The following is a 17295-nucleotide window of genomic DNA, read 5'->3' on the forward strand; positions in this document are numbered from 1 at the left end:
CTAGTTTTGAAGGTACGAGTAAGAATAGTGTGGTGGCGATAGCAAGAAGGATACACCTGTTCCCATGCCGAACACAGAAGTTAAGCTTCTTAACGCCGAAAGTAGTTGGTGGGAAACTACCCGCGAGGATAGGTAGTTGCCACGCTGTTATTCCGGATTAGCTCAGTTGGTAGAGCATCTGACTGTTAATCAGGGTGTCGTCAGTTCGAGTCTGACATCCGGAGTTAAAATAATACTTAGGAACACCTAGGTGTGCCAAATTAATACATCTAGTTCATATGAATTAGATGTATTTTTTTAGGCTTTTTATTTTGGAGAGTTGTCCGAGTGGCTGAAGGAGCATGATTGGAAATCATGTATACGGGTTTTGCCTGTATCAGGGGTTCAAATCCCCTACTCTCCGTTGTACTTAATTCCGATTAATGTACATCCATGTATATTTGTGTAAAAGGGCGTCGTATCTATGATACGGCGCCTTTTTTGGTATCTGGATATTTATTTTGATTTGTTAAAAAAAAGAACCACCGTGAGGTGATTCTTCGTATAATTATTTATTTAATGATTTTACAAAAGCCTGATAATGATCTTCTTCACCGGTGATTTGAACATCAACCTTAGATAATTTAGCAACATGTAAATCATTTTCACTGATCTCAATTGTATGAGTGAAGGTAGCATTTCCAATCAAACGAATTTGGCTCTTTTCAGGTACTGCATTTAATTGAATATTAGTTTTAACCATGCCACCAGGATTAAATACTTCGATATCTTTAGTATGGTCAAATTTATCACCGTGGATCATGGCAAAAGCCAAACTAGTAGCGGACATTCCTGTACCACATGCATTAGTGAAGCCGACTCCACGTTCATATGTTTGAACGAATAACTTGTTATTGTCTAAAATCTTGGCAAAACTAACATTTACGCCTTCTGGGAAGTATTCATTAGGACCGTTGAGTAGTTTACCTAATTTACCTAAGTCGTCCTCTTTGACTTCATTAACGAAGCTGATGAGGTGAGGATTAGGGACGGCAATGGCTGTAAAAGTTTGTCCATTGATAAATTCAGGGACTTCATCATCAATTAATTGGGACTTATCCTTGTAACTAAAGGGTAGGTCCATTTTTGCGAATGAAATCGGTGAGATCTCGACACTAAATGCAGGCAATCCCTCAGCAAGATCTTGTGACTTTTTAACTGATAGGTTGTTTTCAAAGGTTTCGACTTTAAATTCAGTTTTATCAAATTTCTCTGATAGGTAGCGACTAACGGTTCTTAATCCATTACCGCACATCTTGGCTTCACTGCCATCAGCATTGATAACTCTCATTTGTCCAAGACAGTCGTCATACTTTGAATCATTTACTACTAATAATCCATCTGAACCGTGCAATAAACCGGTTTTAGGACTACAAATCTTAATGGCCAGTTGTTTCAATTCGTCGTCTGATAATTGTTGTTTCAATTTAGTTTGATCTAAAATGAAAAATTGATTTTCGGAGCCATGTACTTTTAAAATTTGGACCATTATTTTCACCTCAAAATTTATTCAAAGAATGTTTCGTAAATATTTTGAACAGCTGCTTTGGCATCTTTGACTTGTGTTCCGATCATGATAGAAATTCGTGATGCACCTTGGTTGATCATGTCGATCGCAATATTATTTTCAGTTAAAGAATCGATAATTTTGCTTACAGTGTCAACGGTATGAGCCAATCCTTCACCAACAACCATGATAATAGCATAGTCATCGATCCATTCAAGATAGTCAGGATTTAGAGTCTTTTTAACATCGTTGCAGAGATTCTTGATTGTTTCTGGGTCTAGTTTACTTTTATCAAAAATTACTGTTAAATCATCAATTCCTGATGGCATATGTTCATAGGGGATTCCGTATTTATAAAAGATCTGTAGTAATTTTAGTGTAAAACCAACTTCTTTATTTAATAGGTATCTGTGAAGATATAAAGCTGAAAAGCGGTCAGAACTAGCAATACCTGTAATAGGGTTTGCTGGATTGAATAAGAATTGTGAAGGTACGATCAGGGTTCCTGGTTTTTGGGGATTATTTGTATTTTTAACATTTACTGGTACTTGTCCTTCAACGGCAGGAATGATGGCTTCATCTTGGAAAACTGAGAAACCAGCATATGATAATTCTCGCATTTCACGATATGACATCTTCTTGATTGCTACTGGATGGTCAACGATATGGTTATTTGCCACATAGATAGCGTCTACGTCGGTAAAGTTCTCATATAAGTCCGCATTAAAGCCGCGGCTTAAAATGGCACCTGTGATGTCTGAGCCACCACGTGAGAAAGTAAAGATATCTCCATCTTTACTGTAACCGAAGAATCCTGGAAAAACGATCTTAGTATCATCGAATTGAATTTTTGCCAAATTACTGTAAGTTTCTGGTAAAACATCAGCATTATTAGGTTCACCACCGACCAAAAATCCAGCTTCTTTAGGATTCAAAAACTTAGCTTTTATTCCTTTATGGTTGAGGACATCAGCTAGAGTGATGGCATTTAGAAATTCACCATGTGCTTTAAAGGCTGCCATAATATGATCGTCATCTTTATAGGTTGCTTTAGCCAAGTCGGTCAGTTTGGTTTTTATTTTATTGATCGTATCATCAGTTAAATGATAATAATCAGTTATTTCTTGATATCGATCAACTATTTTGTTGTAAACCTCTTGATAATCTTTATTTTCTAGAACTAAATTTGCGTACTTTATTAATAGGTCAGTAACTTTAACATCACCCTTGAAACGTTTACCGGGGGCAGAAGTAACGATGACCTTTCGATCATCATCACTTGTTACAATATTAATAACTTTATCAAACTGTTCACCATTTGCTAGGGAACTACCGCCGAACTTGACGACTTTCACATGTATCACTCCAATTTTTAATTAAAAAGTTAATACTTTTTTAATGAAGAGTTTAGCATTTTCACTCATTAAAACAAGCTTAAAGTTGAAAAGTTAGAAAATATATTCAAATTCCTTAATTAGGGTTGACGTATTATTAGAGTTGTTATAATCTTTTAAGCAACAAAACAAAAAGAGGTCGCGACTGACATTATTAAGCAAGGGAGTTCTTGCAAGAACAGTGAACTTGTCCAAAGGGGATGTCGCCGAAGCGCTGGGTGTTGCAAAGCTCAGTTCGCTGGGACGTACTAACAATATAGTACGAACTGTCGCAGCAAAATGTCGCTGCGTTGCGCTTATGACAAAATGATGCGGAATTACGTGAATTTTGGATCTCTTTGTTTAAGCAAAGGGGTCTTTTTTTATCCAACCTGACCTCTAAGAAAGGTAGATTATAAAATGATAAGTAGTGAATTAACTAGTAAGAACGGACATTTGATGATTGGAGGCGTTGATAGCGTGGAGCTTGCTTCCAAATATCAAACACCTTTAGTTGTTTATGATGTAGAAGAAATTAGAAATCAAGTTCGTCGTTTTAAGGATAGTTTTGAAAAGAGCGGACTGAAGTATCAAGTTAGCTATGCTAGTAAAGCATTCGCTGCTGTCGGAATTTATCAAGTTCTAAACCAAGAAGATGTTCATACGGATGTTGTTTCTGGTGGTGAACTATTCACAGCCTTAAAGGCAGGTTTTCCTGCAAATAAGATCAGCTTTCATGGTAACAACAAGTCACAAGAAGAATTAGAGATGGCAGTTGATAATCATGTTGGTGTAATTATTCTAGATAATTTTTATGAAATTGGTTTATTAGAAAAAGTTCTTGAAACTAAGGATGCAAAAATAGATGTTATGTTGAGGTTAACACCAGGAATTTCAGCACATACTCATAAATATGATCAAACTGGTCAAGTTGATAGCAAATTTGGATTTGACGTTGGTTCTGGTCAGGCATCTGAGGCACTTCAAAAAGTTCTCAACAACAAACGGATGAATTTAATCGGTATCCATGCACATATTGGTTCACAAATCTTCGGTGTTGAAGGTTTCGTTATGTTAGTTAAAAAGATGTTTGAGATTGCTGAAGATTGGCAAAAGAAATTTAACTATGTACCGCAAGTGATCAATTTGGGCGGTGGTTTTGGTATTAGCTACAATGACCAAGATGAAGCTATTGGACCAGATGTCTTTATCCAAAAGATTGCTGAAACAGTAAAGCAACAAGCTGAAACAAAGAATTTGGCATTACCAGAGATTTGGATCGAACCAGGACGTTCAATCGTTGGACCTGCCGGTTATAGTCTTTATACGATCGGTTCAAGAAAAGATGTTCCTGACTTAACTTCTTACGTAAATGTTGATGGTGGTATGGGTGATAATATTCGTCCAGCACTTTATCAAGCTAAGTATGAAGCGGTTGTCGCTAATAAGATGGATGAAAAGTTGACCCAAGATGTTCACATTGCTGGTAAGTATTGTGAATCCGGAGATATCTTGATTGACCATCAAAAACTTCCTGATACAAAAGCAGGGGATGTCTTAGCAGTACTTGATGCAGGAGCTTATGGGTATTCAATGGCTTCTAACTATAATAGAAATCCTCGTCCAGCAGTTGTCTTTGCCGAAGGTGGGCATGATAAATTAGTTGTTGAACGTGAATCATATGAAGATTTAGTTAAGTTAGATCGTAATTACATTTAAACGGTTACATATAATAGGAGGAGTTTTTTCATGAGTAAGATGGATGCAGAAGAAATTATTAATTATATTGGAAATTCTAAGAAGGTCACTCCCGTTAAAGTCTATTTACAAGGTGACTTATCTTCATTGAAAATTCCAGACTCAGTTAAATTTTTTAATACTGGTTCAATGGGAATTTTAATTGGGGACTATAAAGAAATTGCTCCTCTATTGAGTAATGATGGTATCAGCGATTATTACTTAGAAACAAGTGCTCAAAATTCAGCTGTTCCTATGTTGGATATTAAAAATATCAATGCCAGAATTGAACCGGGTGCCATTATCCGTGATCAAGTTACGATCGGTGACAATGCGGTTGTAATGATGGGAGCAGTTATCAATATTGGTTCAGAGATCGGTGATGGAACAATGATCGATATGGGAGCTGTTCTTGGTGGACGTGCTATCGTCGGTAAGAATTCTCATATTGGTGCTAATGCAGTCTTAGCTGGAGTTATTGAACCAGCTTCTGCCGATCCAGTAAGAATTGGTGATAACGTAACTGTTGGTGCTAATGCAGTTGTTTTGGAAGGTGTTCAAGTTGGCGATAATGCAGTTATCGGTGCCGGTGCTGTTGTTACTAAAGATGTTGAGCCGGGAGCCGTAATGGCTGGTGTTCCTGCCAAAGTTTTGAAGATCAAGGATCAACAAACAACTGACAAAACACACATCGAAAATACTTTAAGGAAGTTGTAATTATGATCCTAGACGAACATCAATTAATTGATATTAGAAGAAAATTACATCAAATTCCTGAATTAGCTTTAGATGAATTCCAAACACATACTTATATAAAAAAAGTTATTGCAACATTTCCTCAAAATTATTTGGAATTAAAAGAAATAAGAGAATTACCAACCGCCTTACTAGTACATGTCCAAGGTAGTGATCCTAAACGTACGATCGGTTATCGTGCTGACATGGATGCTTTACCAGTGACTGAAGAAAATAATTTGTCATATGCTTCAAAGAATAAAGGTGTTATGCATGCTTGTGGACATGATATTCATATGACAGTCGCTTTAGGAATCTTGAGTTACTTTGCTACACATCAACCTAAAGACAACTTAGTAGTTTTCTTTCAGCCTGCTGAAGAAAGTGACAGTGGTGGTCAAAAAGCTTATGACCTCGGAGTATTTCAAGGGAAATATGCTATTGATGAATTTTATGGATTGCATGATAACGCGGATTTAGCAACAGGCGTTATCGGAACTAATGCGGAAACTCTATTCGCTGGTACGACTGAAGTCAACGTTATTATTCAGGGAAAGAGCGGTCACGCTGCTTTTCCACATAATGCCAATGATGCTGTTATTATTGCCGCAAACTTTATTAATCAAGTTCAAACAGTCATCTCTAGAAATATTGATCCCGTTAAATGCGGTGTGATCACTTTTGGAAAAGTTGAAGCAGGAACAATCAGAAATGTGATTGCTGGAACTGCTCGACTAGAAGGTACGATTCGTGGATTGACGCAAGATATGATCGAATTTATCCGTAATCGCGTTGCTGAGATAGCTAAAGGATTAGAGATCTCATTTAACGCAAAGATAACGGTTGAGTATCATCAAGGCGGTTATTATCCAGTGGAGAATGATCCTAAACTTGCTAAGCGATTTATTAAATATATGAAACAAGATGACCAAGTAAGATTCCAAGAAACTAAGCCAGCAATGACAGGAGAGGATTTTGGTTATCTATTAAATAAAATCCCTGGAACAATGTTTTGGTTAGGTGTATCCAGTCCAGGATCATTACATTCAGTTGACTTTTTGCCACATGAAGAGGCAATTATGGCTGGTGTTAAAGCCTTTACAGGATTTTTAAATTACCGTATGAATTTGGAGGAAGAATAATGTTTGAGAATGCAGAATTAATGACAGCAATCATAACACCGTTTAATGATGAAGCTACAGAAATCGATTTTGACGCTTTGGAAAAATTAACAAATCACTTGTTAGAACATGGTAGTCAAGGATTTGTTATTGGTGGAACTACTGGTGAGACACCAACTTTAACTGAGGCTGAAAAATTATCATTATATGAAAAGTTTTCTGAAATTGTTTCTGGACGTGTGCCAATAATTGCCGGTGTCGGTAGTAATAATACTCAAGGTACGATCGATTTTGTTAAAAAAGTTGGTCAAATCAAAGGTATCGATATGGCATTAGTTGTTGTTCCCTATTACAACAAACCAAATCAACGCGGTATGAAGGCCCACTTCGCAGCTGTCGCTGAAGCTTCACCAATACCAGTTATGATCTATAACATTCCTGGTAGAACTGGAGTTTTGATGGACAAAGAAACAGTTGTCGAATTGTCAAAGAATCCTAACATTCAAGGTATCAAACAATGTAATTCCTTAGACGATTTGGAATATATCGTTGAACATACTGCTGATGATTTTCTAGTTTACAGTGGTGAAGATGGTCAAGCATTGTACGCAAGAGTTCTTGGTGCAAACGGAGTTATTTCAGTTGCAGCTCATATTTATGGCGACGAAATGTCTTCAATGTATCATAAATTGGCTAGTGGGGATGTCGCTGATGCCGGAGCATTACAAAGAGAATTGACACCTAAGATGAGTGCATTATTCATGTATCCATCACCATCACCTGTTAAAGCCGTTTTAAATGCTAAAGGTTATCATGTCGGCGGATGCAGGTTACCCATTCTTTCATTAAATGATTCAGAACAAAAAATCTTGTTTGATAAATTAGGTTTGTAGGAGGATTACTTGTGATTAAAGTTATTGTTTCAGGTTTTAACGGATCTATGGGTCAAAAAGCCGTTGCTATGGTTAATGAAAATACTGATTTTCAGTTAGTAGGAGTTTTTAATCCCATTATCGACAGCTTAGATCCAGCCGATTACGGATTAGATCCCGATATCAAAGTCTTTAATGAGTTTTCACAGATCAATATTCCAGCTGACATTTGGATCGATTTTAGTATTCCCAGCGCTGTTTTTGAAAATACTAAATTCGCTATCAGTAAGAATATTCGTCCAGTCATTGGTACAAGTGGTCTTTCAGAGGTACAAACTAGTGAATTGAAGTCATTGGCCGATTCAGAAAAATTAGGTGGAATTATTGCATCTAACTTTGGAATTTCAGCCGTATTGATGATGAAATTTGCACAAACAGCTGCCAAGTATTTTGACCAAGCTGAAATAGTGGAAACACATCATGAAGACAAACTTGATGCTCCGTCAGGAACTGCTCTAAATACAGCTCGTTTGATCCATGAAGTTCAACAAAAAGATGAACCAGAAAATCCTAACGAATCAGATCCATTAGGGACGCGTGGTGGAGATTATCATGGCATAAAAATTCATGCTATCAGATTACCCGGATTTATCGCTGATGAAGAAGTCATCTTTGGTAGTGATGGTGAAAGTTTGACAGTCAAGCAAAGTACAACTGACCGTACTTCTTTTATGAAGGGTGTCGAGTTGGCAGTTAAAGAAGTAATGAAGAGAAATGAATTGGTAATTGGATTAGAAAAAATTATTTAAAGTGGAGATGAATTCTATGCCTAAATTAGCAAAAAGCGTAGCAGAAGTTGGTAACAAATTAACACGACCAATCGGAGATGACAAAATTCTGATGTTTAATTCAGAAATTGCCAATATTCCCGGGATCGTCAGATTAACTCTTGGTGAACCAGATTTTAACGTTCCAGAACATGTAAAACAGGCTGCCATTAAGAGTATTGAAGATAATCAATCACATTACACACCACAAAAAGGTATTCCTGGTTTGCGTAAAGCAATCAGCAATTACTTAGCTAAAGATTATGATGTGCATTATGATCCTGAAACAGAAGTAATTGTTACCATCGGTGCTACAGAGGCAATCTATACTTCACTTTCAACTATTATGAATCACGGTGATAAGATTTTAGTTCCAACACCAGCTTTCTCAATTTACATGGATGATATTGAATTATTAGGTGGAGAACCTGTTGAGATTGATACATCAAAAGATAACTTCAAGTTAACACCAGCTAAGTTGAAAGAAGTTTTAGCTAAAGAACCAGATGCTAAAGCAATTATTATCAACTACCCAAGCAATCCAACTGGTATTGTCTATACAGAAGAAGAATTAAATGCTTTAGCAGACGTTATCCGTGACCAGTCATTGTATGTAATTTCTGATGAAATATACAGTCAATTAGTTTATGGAGAAAAACATGTTTCATTTGCCAAAGTATTGCCAGAGCAAACAGTTTTGATCAATGGACTTTCAAAATCACATGCTATGACTGGTTACAGAATCGGTTATATCGCTGCTCCTAAGGAATTTGTCGATCAAGCAAGTAAAGTACATTCATTTACTGTTACTTGTCCTTCTAACCCAGCTCAATTTGCTGCACAAGAAGCTTTGGAAAATGGTTTGGATGATCCAATCGAAATGCGTAAGACTTACGAAGAACGTCGTGATTATGTAGTTAAAGAAATGAATGATCTAGGCTACAAGACAGTTAAACCAGAGGGCGCTTTCTACGTCTTCCCGGCTATTCCTAAGAAATTTGGATTAACTTCAGAAGAATTCTGTCGCAAACTTGCTAAAGAAGGTAAAGTTGGAGTTGTTCCTGGTGATGCCTTTGGTGAAGCAGGCGAAGGATTCTTTAGAGTTTCTTACGCTACTTCAATGGACAATATTCAAGAAGCTATGAAACGATTAAAAGCATTCACGGCCAAACTATTATAGAATTAAGATTAGTAACAAATTAATTTTAGGAGAAAGTTATATGCCAAAACTAGATTCTAGTGTTGAACACGTTGTTAATAAAGTTGTTGACCCCATTGGAGTTTCTCAAATAAGATATTTTGCTAAGAAATTTTCACAAATTCCTGGCATTATCAAAATGACTTTAGGCGAACCAGATTTTAATGTGCCAGAACACGTTAAACAGGCAGCAATTGAAAGTATTAAAGAAAATGACTCACACTATTCAGAACAAGCTGGGATTATTGGTTTGCGAAAAGCTATTGCTAATTACTTAAATGTACGTTTCGACTTAGACTACGATCCTGAATCAGAAATCGTTGTAACTATCGGAGCTACTGAAGCAGTTTATGCGACTTTTGCAGCCATGATCAATCCTGGTGATAAGGTGATTATTCCTACACCAACATTTGCCTTGTATATTCCTATTATCAAAGTATTAGGTGGAATTCCTGTGCAAGTCGATACAACTGCCGATGGCTTCAGATTAACTGGTAAGAAGTTAGCTGAAGTAATCGAACGTGAAGGTGAAGATAAAGTTAAGGCCGTTTTGATCAATTATCCTGGTAACCCAACTGGTTTTGTATATTCTAAAGAACAATTAGAAGAAATCGTTGATGTTGTTAAAGATAAAGAAATGTTTGTTATTTCAGATGAAATTTACGCTGAATTAATATATGGCAGAAAGCATGTTTCATTTGCTAAATTATTGCCTGGTAAGACAATTTTGATCAACGGACTTTCTAAATCACATGCCATGACAGGATATCGTATCGGATACCTTGCTGGACCAGAAGGATTTGTTAAGAATGCTTTGAAGATGCACGCCTTTATGGTAACTGCACCATCAAATCCTGCTCAATATGCCGCACAAGAAGCACTGGAAAATGGTATCGATGACGCATCAGAGATGAGAGTTGTCTATCAAGAACGTCGTGACTATATCGTTGGTAAATTAAATGATCTAGGTTATGACACACTTCTACCAGAAGGAGCATTCTATACATTTTCAAAGATCCCAGCTAAATTTGGTTTAAGTTCAGTTGAGTTTTGTACACGTCTAGCTGAAGAAGCAAAACTTGGTGTAACACCAGGAATGGCCTTTGGTGAAGGTGGAGAAGGATACTTCAGAATGTCTTACGCTTCTTCAATGGAAGATATCAAAGAAGCTATGAATCGTTTAGAGAAATTTACAAAGAGTTTACAGTAAAAATTTATTAAAGGGATGGAAAAATAATGAGTGAAGGTTATGAAGTTGCTATTTTAGGAGCTACAGGTGCAGTAGGTACACGTTTAATTCAACAATTAGAGGAATCAACAATTCCTGTTTCAAAGGTAAGATTATTAGCATCAAGTCGATCAGCTGGCAAAACTTTACATTTTAAAGGTCAACCAGTGACTGTTGAAGAAGCTAAACCAGAATCATTCGAAGGTGTAGATATTGTTTTGGCATCTGCAGGTGGTTCGGTATCAAAGAAATTGTTGCCAGAAGCTGTTAAACGCGGTGCCGTTTGTGTTGATAATACTAGTGCCTTTAGAATGGACCCTGACGTACCTCTAGTCGTACCAGAAGTTAATGAAAAAGCTCTTTATAAGCATCATGGTATTATTGCCAACCCTAACTGTTCAACAATTCAAATGATGGTTGCACTTGAACCGATCAGAAAAGCTTTTGGTTTGAAACAGATTATTGTTTCAACTTATCAAGCCGCTTCTGGTGCTGGTCAATCAGCTTTGAATGAATTATATAGTGAAGCTCAAGACTTTCTTGACGGCAAAGAAATGTCAGCTGATATCTTCCCAACTAAAGGTGATAAAGAACACTATCCTTTGGCATTCAACTTGTTACCACAAATTGATGTCCTAGAAGATAACCTTTATTCACATGAAGAGTGGAAGATGATCCACGAGACTAAAAAGATTATGTTAGATGATATGGATTCACCAGAAATCAAAGTAACAGCAACTTGTGTCAGAGTACCAGTTCCTATCAGTCATGGTGAATCAATTTATATTGAAGTTGAAAAGAAAGATGAAGCTTCAGTAGAAAAGATTCGTGAAGCTATCGAAAATGCACCTGGTGCAGTTCTTCAAGATGATCCTGCACATCAAGTTTATCCACAGCCAATTAATGCAACTGGTAAGCGTGATACATATGTTGGTAGAATTCGTCCTGATCTTGAGAACAAAGGAGCCTTCAATATGTGGGTCGTTTCCGACAACTTGCTAAAGGGTGCTGCTTGGAATACTGTTCAAATTGCTGAGAGACTTGTTGCTGATGGCCTTGTTGAGGTAAAATAATTTTTTAGTTATTAATTCCCGTCATTCATTAAACAATGACGGGATTTTTATATTTTTTTGAGGTGATTTTATGGAAGAAGTACAAACTGATCCAGGCTATACAACTTTCCGGGATGGAGTTAGGAGCTGTTTACCTACAGTTTTAGGATATTTGGGTATTGGTTTTTCCTTTGGTATTGTGGGGATCAACTCACATCTTAATTTGTTTGAAATTGCATTGATGTCAGCCATTGTTTATGGTGGGAGCTCACAATTTGTTATGTGTGGCTTATTGTTAGCTAACACATCTATTACTGGTATCGTTATGACGGTGTTTTTGGTTAATTTAAGACATTTATTGATGAGTATGACTGCCAGTCCACATTTTAGGGAAGAGTCACTGTTGAAAAACATTTCGATAGGTTCTCTACTGACGGATGAATCCTTTGCAGTTTTTTCTACTACGGTCGCACAAGAGAAACACTTTTCTTTGCGCTGGATGGAGGGCTTGAACGTAACTGCATATATTACTTGGATCGTTGCAACTATTCTAGGGGGAGTGGTTGGCAATTTTATTACTAATCCAGAACAATTTGGGCTCGACTTTGCTTTGACAGCAATGTTTGCCGGATTATTTATTACCCAATTTCAGTGGGAATTGACAAAGAGTCAAAAGAAATCCGTTTCGGTGGTGGTATTCGTCGGTGTAAGTTTATATTTATTGCTATTTTTCGTTAGTTCATCTGTTGCTGTTATTATTTCCGCTTTGGTCGGATGTTTTGTTGGGGGGATCATTCATGATAATAAGTAAAAGTATCCTGTTAATATTAGTCGGAAGTGCTTTAGTTACATGGATCCCCAGAATAACGCCATTTATTTTGGGAAAGATGGTTAAATTTCCAGCTGTGGTGACACGGTTCTTGGAATATTTACCACTTTCAATATTGTTTGCTTTATTATTGGAGACTGTTTTTAATGCGAAAACAGGCCATTTAGCTGTTCCTAAATGGGATATAGTTATTGCTTTGGTGCCAACCGTTATAACGGCTGTTTGGTTAAAAGATCTAATGAAGACAGTTATTGTTGGGATTGTTGCTATGGCCTTAGTTCGTTTGGTTATGTAGTCATTACGATAATGGTAAATATTATTAAGAAGCTAGATTGATATTTCAATCCAGCTTCTTTTCTTTTACTATATGTGTATATAAATTATTCAAGGGAGTTTATTTTGAAAAAATTCTTTGAAACCTTTTCAGAGGGAGTATTGAACTTATTTGCCAATGTGGGAGTTGTTATTCCATATTTTTTCTGTTTATCACTCTATAATCATAATAAAAGTGTGGCCGCCTATGTCTTGCCGTTCTTGATGTTATATACTTTTCGTTCGATAGGAATGTTGATCACAGTTTACATCAGATACTCGGCATCACTTATGTTGATCATATCTAATTTATTTGGCGTTATTGGTTCGTTGTGCCTGATATTTGCTCGAAATATTTGGTTTGGAATAGTAGGGGGAATATTACTAGGATTGGCTTCTAGTTGGGTTTGGCCGTACTTCTTAACAGTCCGTACTAAAGGGAAAATAACCAATGATTTTCATCTAACCAAATTGCATTGGTTAGGATCACTTCTCTCAATGATTCTTTTGATAATTGTTGAATTATTAGCTATTAAAACTTCGCAATATTGGATCTCATTCGTCATTTTGGCAGTTCTATTTGCTATCTCAATGTGGGGAAGCTGGAAAATGAATTCCAAAATTGATTTCTATCGTGATCATGAATTTAGTAGGCACAGTCGCAATTATTCAGCAATCGGTCTGATATTTATTGTGATACTAATCATGCTAATCTTTATGATTCGTTATACAAGGTTAGAAAATATCATGCGTGTTGGAGATATCTACATAGGTGGAATTGCTGTTGTAGCATTAGTGATCCTATGGTTCTATCAATTGAAAATTCATAGAATGCTCTTTCCATTAAGCTTGGCTTCGATCAATCGAGGAGTTGTGATGAATTTTGTTTTACTATATACAATTTTTGACAGTAGCTTGAGATTGGGTTTCAGTACCTTATTGATCGTATATCTGTTGTACTTGTTAGGGTTTGAAATTGGTCCTTTTATATTAAAAAGTCACTTAGGATTACGTTATCCATTAGTGATATTAGGGTTGATACTATCGTTGTTTAATTTCACTTATTTCGTTGGTATTTTATGTTGTGCATTATTTGTTGGATCAGATAATTCAATTTTGAATAATTCATTATACAGTCACCCAAAGATTGAAACTGAGCGTGCATTTTTAGTTAAATATCAGCTATCGGCGGTCGGTAATATTTCTCAACAATTGTTTTATATGGTCGTTGTCTACTTAGTAAGTTTTTGTAGTCATACTGGGGTTTTGAAATTCTTCAGTACAGGTGCAAAAGTTCCTGGTTCTTTATTATTAGCAGTTCGGATACCAGTAACTCTGACTGTATTATTGTCGGTGGTTATTACTTATTATTTTGTTCGAGGGGAAAAAACTGAATAGTGGTATGCCTACGAGCGAGATGGTACTGGTCTGCTTTGGGAACGGCTTCAGCCAAGGTCTGAAGCCTCGATTTTGAGCTTTGCTTTCGCAAATCTCGAAATACGTCCATTCTGTAAGTACGGCTGCGCCGTTCTAACAGAATTTTCACAGCTGACCAGCACCATCTCGCTCTCCGGCTCGGGTATCTTAGTTCAATTAAATATGCAAAATTAAAAATCCCTTTATAAAAAGTCAGATGTTACATCGGACAAATTATAAAGGGATTATTTTTTGATGAATATAGCCGAAGGTATCTAGTAATGGAACCAGTTGCGGTTGTGGCGTTAGGACGGTGGTACACCGTTCTTACACCACGGACGATTCTGAGATTTTCGATAACAAAGCTCAAAATCGAATCTTCATACCTTGGCTGAAGATGTTCCCGTAACAGGTGGAATTACTAGATACCTTCGGCGGGAAAACCCTACCCAGCTTTCAAACTGTTATTAAGGCTCATATTACCATCCATGATTTCGTAAACATTGTCAGCAAAGTTTATTAGTCGTAGATCATGTGTCACTACCACAACAGCGGTATTTTGTTCTTTAGCTAAAGTTTGAAAAATTTTTCCTACCTCTGCTACACGTTCACTATCTAAAGCAGCTGTCGGTTCATCAGCTAAGATAATATCAGGCTTAGTGAAAAGCGCTCTAGCAATTGCTACTCGTTGGTTTTGACCACCAGATAGTTCGCCGGGATATTTATTTTCCAAATCAGTAATGCCTAGTTGATCCATCAGACTATCTAATGTTTTGTCATCAAGATTGTGTTCCTTTTTTACTTTTGTGACTAATTTGAATTGTTCTTTCACGGTTAGGTAAGGGATAAGATTATAAGCCTGTAATACAAATCCAATTTTATTTAGTCTTAAAGCATCTCTTTGCTTATTTGAGAGTGATTTTAATGCTTGTCCTTCTAGTTCCACTGAACCTTCGGTTGGTGTCTGTAATCCACCGGCAATGGTCAGAAAGGTACTTTTTCCAGATCCGGATGGTCCTAGAACTAGATTGACTTCACCTTTTTTGGCGGTAAAATTTATATCTTTTAAAACATGTACACGACTGCTGCCAGAGCCGAAATATTTATTGATATTTTTAAGTTGTAAAGTTGTCATATTAACCACCGATCACGCTGACAGGATCAACGTTTAGAATTAATTTAATAGGTATTAGGGCACCGATCAGTCCTGTTAAAATTAAACCGATACCAACACTGGATAGGATGGGGATGTCAAAGCTCATAGGAATCGATGTGGGAATAATAAGAGCTGTTGCCGCTGTTAAGATGGTTCCAATTAACAGACCACCGATCACGAGAATGATCGATTGAGATATTGTAGCGCCAACCAGAGTTTTTGCGGGAATACCCTGTGCTCTGAGAACTGCATAATTTTGAAGTTTTTGAATTGTTAAAATGTATAGAAAAACGGCGATAACTATTAAGGAAATGACCATTAAAAAGCCGATCATAAAGATAAATGTTGAGTTTTGAGCTGAATATCCGGGTAATTTAGAGATAAAAGTAGATGTTGAGTAGGTTTCCAATTGTTCATTATTAGCTTTGAAATTTGCATTTTTGGAAACAATGGCACTACCAGTAAATTGTCCGTTTAAGTTTTTGATACTTTGCCAAGCTGTTATGTCGCCGTAAATGACGGGAGCAATATTTAATTTGGCATTTTTTACGAAACCAACGATTGTGTACTTAGTTTTGTCAGAGTTGAGGTTTAATTTATCCCCAAGTTTATAACCGTCAGTTTTAAACTTTTCATCAACGACGATTTGATGATTGCTGTTGATCTTGTGTCCCGAAGTTAAAACTAGATTTTTGGAAATGAATTGTTTCTTACTTAATCCCAAAAATTGTGATGACTCTTTAGCATACCCAGATTTCTTAGCAACTACTGAGGCTTGTCCGATCAAGGCCTCATTTTTAGTTAGTTTGATGTTTTTCCTTTGATCTTTAGTAATTAATGATTGGGATAGGCTAGTGTTGGAATCCTTATCCAAAACGATACTTTTCATGTTCCATGAATCAATTGCATCGGTATTTTGACTTGATAGCCCCATGGCCAAACTGGTTAAAATAAAAATCAGATAACAGATCATGACAATCATGGCTACGATCAAACCATATCTGAACTTTTCTTTCTTAATTTCTTTTAGTGATAAGAACATTTATTTTTCCTCTTTTGCTAAAGTATCTAAGACATTAGCAAGTTTCTTCAATAGAATTTCTTTGGCGTTAGGTTCTAGCATAATTTGTTTGATGGTTTCGTGGATCATCACTTGAGTGGCCCAATAATATTCACTTTCGGTTATCAGATGATCATCAAAAGTGGAAACAAAATCCGATTCATTATGCAAAATGTGCATTTTAACTAATGTATAAAAACGGCTGTCTTTACTTTTTTCAACGAATTCACGCGTTTGTTGAACATATGCGGATGGGGATTCAGTGCGCTCAGTTGTGATATTTTGATGGATCTCTCTCATAGCTATTCCGTATAGATAGCTATAAGCATCTTTTAAATCGTCGAAATATTTATAGAAGGCACCTCGGGCAATATCAGATTCTTTAACGATTCGAGAAACCTGTGCCGAATTCAATGTGTGATTAGAGAACTCGTTTAGTAGTGCATCTATTATTCTTGCTTTTTTGTCATTATCTAAATTTTCAAATGTATTTGAAACCATAATAGCCTCCTAAGTGACACCGTGTCATCTTTAACTGTGATGCAAGTATAGATTAAAAAATGACACCGTGTCAACCTAAAGAGAATAATTTCTGATAGAAGAAAAATAACCACATATATATATAAATTGAATAAAATTTAAAAAATGATAAATAAATTAACTAAAAAAATTCCTTGATTTTTTGAGTGAAATTTGGATTTTTTATGAAACATTATCAGAGAAAATAATTTATTATCTAGGAAGCACATACCAGATATAGCGTGAAACAAAATGGCACTACCACTAGATATTGATTTACTCAAAATAACCCCATATAATATTATTTATTCAAT

At 36.3% G+C, this 17295-nt stretch carries 16 protein-coding genes, 2 tRNA genes, 1 rRNA gene and 1 riboswitch; of the genes, 14 read left to right on the forward strand and 5 right to left on the reverse strand.

The window, feature by feature from the left end:
- The first annotated feature begins 28 nt into the window (after window positions 1–28).
- The 3 genes from rrf (at window position 29) to EKM60_RS00015 (ending at window position 403) form a co-directional block, all read left to right on the forward strand.
- Window positions 29–145: ribosomal RNA gene (gene rrf, locus EKM60_RS00005) — 5S ribosomal RNA — on the forward strand.
- A 6-nt stretch (window positions 146–151) separates the two neighbouring features.
- Window positions 152–224, forward strand: a tRNA-Asn gene (locus EKM60_RS00010).
- A gap of 89 nt (window positions 225–313) precedes the next feature.
- Window positions 314–403: transfer RNA gene (locus EKM60_RS00015), tRNA-Ser, on the forward strand.
- A gap of 144 nt (window positions 404–547) precedes the next feature.
- On the opposite strand, the gene dapF is transcribed toward EKM60_RS00015, so the two are convergent.
- The gene (gene dapF / locus EKM60_RS00020; protein ID WP_125711498.1) at window positions 548–1528 is read right to left on the reverse strand and encodes a diaminopimelate epimerase; all 981 of its coding nucleotides are present in this window, start codon (window positions 1526–1528) and stop codon (window positions 548–550) included.
- A gap of 17 nt (window positions 1529–1545) precedes the next feature.
- On the reverse strand, window positions 1546–2901 hold the full coding sequence (locus tag EKM60_RS00025; RefSeq protein WP_125711499.1) for an aspartate kinase: 1356 nt from the start codon (window positions 2899–2901) through the stop codon (window positions 1546–1548).
- Between the two features lie 164 nt (window positions 2902–3065).
- Window positions 3066–3246, forward strand: a riboswitch (Lysine riboswitch).
- Between the two features lie 93 nt (window positions 3247–3339).
- Here EKM60_RS00025 and lysA point away from each other — a divergent pair.
- The 11 genes from lysA (at window position 3340) to EKM60_RS00080 (ending at window position 14228) form a co-directional block, all read left to right on the forward strand.
- Entirely contained in the window at window positions 3340–4638 is a 1299-nt protein-coding gene (gene lysA, locus EKM60_RS00030; protein ID WP_125711500.1) for a diaminopimelate decarboxylase, read from the forward strand.
- Window positions 4639–4668: 30 nt separating this feature from the next.
- On the forward strand, window positions 4669–5373 hold the full coding sequence (gene dapD / locus EKM60_RS00035; protein WP_125711501.1) for a 2,3,4,5-tetrahydropyridine-2,6-dicarboxylate N-acetyltransferase: 705 nt from the start codon (window positions 4669–4671) through the stop codon (window positions 5371–5373).
- Window positions 5373–6533, forward strand: a complete 1161-nt coding sequence (locus EKM60_RS00040) for an N-acetyldiaminopimelate deacetylase (RefSeq protein WP_125711502.1) — start codon at window positions 5373–5375, stop codon at window positions 6531–6533. The genes dapD and EKM60_RS00040 overlap by 1 nt, the downstream gene beginning before the upstream one ends.
- Window positions 6533–7405: a 4-hydroxy-tetrahydrodipicolinate synthase gene (gene dapA, locus EKM60_RS00045; protein WP_125711503.1), complete on the forward strand. Its 873-nt coding sequence runs from the start codon at window positions 6533–6535 to the stop codon at window positions 7403–7405. The genes EKM60_RS00040 and dapA overlap by 1 nt, the downstream gene beginning before the upstream one ends.
- 11 nt (window positions 7406–7416) lie before the next feature.
- Window positions 7417–8193, forward strand: a complete 777-nt coding sequence (gene dapB / locus EKM60_RS00050) for a 4-hydroxy-tetrahydrodipicolinate reductase (protein WP_125711504.1) — start codon at window positions 7417–7419, stop codon at window positions 8191–8193.
- 16 nt (window positions 8194–8209) lie between these two features.
- Complete coding sequence (locus EKM60_RS00055; RefSeq protein WP_125711505.1) at window positions 8210–9391, forward strand: aminotransferase class I/II-fold pyridoxal phosphate-dependent enzyme; 1182 nt, start codon at window positions 8210–8212, stop codon at window positions 9389–9391.
- A gap of 40 nt (window positions 9392–9431) precedes the next feature.
- Window positions 9432–10619 carry an aminotransferase class I/II-fold pyridoxal phosphate-dependent enzyme gene (locus tag EKM60_RS00060; protein WP_125711506.1) on the forward strand — a complete coding sequence of 396 codons (1188 nt, stop codon included), beginning with the start codon at window positions 9432–9434 and terminating at the stop codon, window positions 10617–10619.
- Window positions 10620–10645: 26 nt separating this feature from the next.
- Window positions 10646–11710: an aspartate-semialdehyde dehydrogenase gene (locus tag EKM60_RS00065; protein WP_125711507.1), complete on the forward strand. Its 1065-nt coding sequence runs from the start codon at window positions 10646–10648 to the stop codon at window positions 11708–11710.
- Window positions 11711–11780: 70 nt separating this feature from the next.
- On the forward strand, window positions 11781–12500 hold the full coding sequence (locus tag EKM60_RS00070; RefSeq protein ID WP_125711508.1) for an AzlC family ABC transporter permease: 720 nt from the start codon (window positions 11781–11783) through the stop codon (window positions 12498–12500).
- Entirely contained in the window at window positions 12487–12813 is a 327-nt protein-coding gene (locus EKM60_RS00075; protein WP_318530680.1) for an AzlD domain-containing protein, read from the forward strand. The genes EKM60_RS00070 and EKM60_RS00075 overlap by 14 nt, the downstream gene beginning before the upstream one ends.
- Before the next feature lie 104 nt (window positions 12814–12917).
- Window positions 12918–14228, forward strand: a complete 1311-nt coding sequence (locus tag EKM60_RS00080) for a hypothetical protein (protein ID WP_125711509.1) — start codon at window positions 12918–12920, stop codon at window positions 14226–14228.
- Window positions 14229–14691: 463 nt separating this feature from the next.
- Here the strand turns inward: EKM60_RS00080 and EKM60_RS00085 are convergent, their stop codons facing one another.
- From EKM60_RS00085 to EKM60_RS00095, 3 genes are read right to left on the reverse strand one after another with little or no spacing between them, the layout of a single operon-like run.
- Window positions 14692–15381: an ABC transporter ATP-binding protein gene (locus EKM60_RS00085; RefSeq protein ID WP_125711510.1), complete on the reverse strand. Its 690-nt coding sequence runs from the start codon at window positions 15379–15381 to the stop codon at window positions 14692–14694.
- 1 nt (window position 15382) lies between these two features.
- On the reverse strand, window positions 15383–16444 hold the full coding sequence (locus tag EKM60_RS00090; protein WP_125711511.1) for an ABC transporter permease: 1062 nt from the start codon (window positions 16442–16444) through the stop codon (window positions 15383–15385).
- Window positions 16445–16963 (reverse strand): TetR/AcrR family transcriptional regulator, encoded by a 519-nt coding sequence (locus EKM60_RS00095; RefSeq protein WP_125711512.1) that lies wholly within the window; start codon window positions 16961–16963, stop codon window positions 16445–16447. It lies immediately after the preceding gene.
- Window positions 16964–17295: the final 332 nt, after the last annotated feature.

It is taken from the genome of Companilactobacillus kedongensis (assembly GCF_003946625.1).
In the GTDB taxonomy this organism is placed as follows: Bacteria; Bacillota; Bacilli; order Lactobacillales; family Lactobacillaceae; genus Companilactobacillus; species Companilactobacillus kedongensis.